Here is a 1,460-nt window from a genome sequence, read left to right as displayed (position 1 = left end):
TGGCGTCGTTTAGGTCGTGGTTTTGACTTTGCCATAGCGGAGCCCGTCTGTCTTCACGTCCCCAAGGGAGGAGGAGGGTCTGAACGCTTACGATTTTTTTAAGCGGCCATGCCAATTCAAGCTGCGCCACGACGCTTCCACTTGGATCTTTGATCACGTGACCAACCACGGGAACAGACATATTTTTTGCGCGACACAGATGCAGAACACCATGAACACCAGTATCAGCAAGCTCGAATATGTCATCCCAGTTCAAACGCCGCCTGTCTTGATTTTGCTCGCGGCGTAACCGGGTTATCAATTGCATATCTTCATGGCGCACGAACATTCTTTCGTGAGCGGCTGCTTCCGGTGACAATCAACACACAAAGCCTGGAAATTGGATCGTTGATTGTCAGTTTTTACGCCATTTTTATGGTGGGTATGAAGCAGTTTCTTATCGCTGGAAAGATCGACGCCGCACAACTCGCACTTAAAGCCTTGGTCAGCTTTATATTGTCCTGAGATAATTGGCCAATCATCGGTATATGCACCATCTTTGTCGCCGGCCTTCCTTCTCGGCATATAAGGAAAAAAAGAACTGTAAGCGGCAAAAAAATCATCAATTGAAAATTGAGAAAAAATTAGACTTCTGCTCCCTTGGCGATACCCTTGATAGTTAAGATGCCCCAAGCAATATTTGCATACTTTAAGCGCGGCCTCACCTTTAAATTCTTTACCTGTATAGTAATCCATCCCAGATATCAAAAAAGATCCTGTAAGCACATTTGTAGCCACATATCGTTCAAATCGACCTCTTTCTCGCATTTCCACAAGTTTTCGGCAATTTGCTATATGGTACTTATTCCCCTTTTCCGGATCTTCCAAAACAGAATAAATCCTTTGCCCATGATCTTGAATATATAACAAAACCTGCCTTCCCCGATACGAAAGGAGGCCCGATTTTATATTGACATCTTTTAGCTCAACTTCGATCCCTTCTCCTGAAAGAGCAATGTCAATCGGATCAAGTACACCTGAGTTTTTTTCAAGAGAAAAATCCGGCCTCAGATTCTCCGCTCCCATTTTTCTGACAGCGGCATGCAATGCAGAGAAATCGACGGTCAGGCGCATAATTCAAAAATCAATTTTCAAGAATTTTACGAATCTGAGTTTCCGCATTTGTAATCACACGGAACGAAACGCGACGTGACCGCTCGAGGTCTTCGCTACCATCATCATTCTTCACCAAACGCGAAGACGAAAAACCGACTGCCGCGACATGTTCTCTGACCCATGACCGTTCCAAAGCAATACCGGGTAGCCCGAAAACATACAAAAGAACAGAGCGCGTACGCCCTTGTGACGTAAGCGTTCAGACCCTCCTCCTCGGGTGCGGCCTCGAAATGATGTCGTTTCGAGGGTATGCTTTGAGCTTCTGTAACAACGAGAGAAGGCTTCGTCGTGGCGAAAGTGGTCAG

General features: G+C 45.8%; 1 protein-coding gene and 1 pseudogene. Both read right to left on the bottom strand.

From position 1 onward, the window contains the following. Positions 1-322 (bottom strand): annotated as a pseudogene (locus tag D779_RS22795) (hypothetical protein); the annotation flags it as partial. Next, entirely contained in the window at positions 298-1,113 is an 816-nt protein-coding gene (locus D779_RS22155; protein ID WP_157726339.1) for an HNH endonuclease, read from the bottom strand. The gene D779_RS22155 and the pseudogene D779_RS22795, both read right to left, overlap by 25 nt. Positions 1,114-1,460: the final 347 nt, after the last annotated feature.

The sequence above is a fragment of the Imhoffiella purpurea genome, assembly GCF_000585215.1.
GTDB classification, from domain to species: Bacteria; Pseudomonadota; Gammaproteobacteria; order Chromatiales; family Chromatiaceae; genus Imhoffiella; species Imhoffiella purpurea.
Note: the sequence above shows the minus strand (reverse complement) of the source record. Positions and strands in the feature narration are given on the sequence as shown.

Excerpts from the sequence above, each read along its gene's own strand:
- D779_RS22155 (WP_157726339.1), bottom strand. The coding sequence starts at position 1,113 with ATGCGCCTGACCGTCGATTTCTCTGCATTGCATGCCGCTGTCAGAAAA.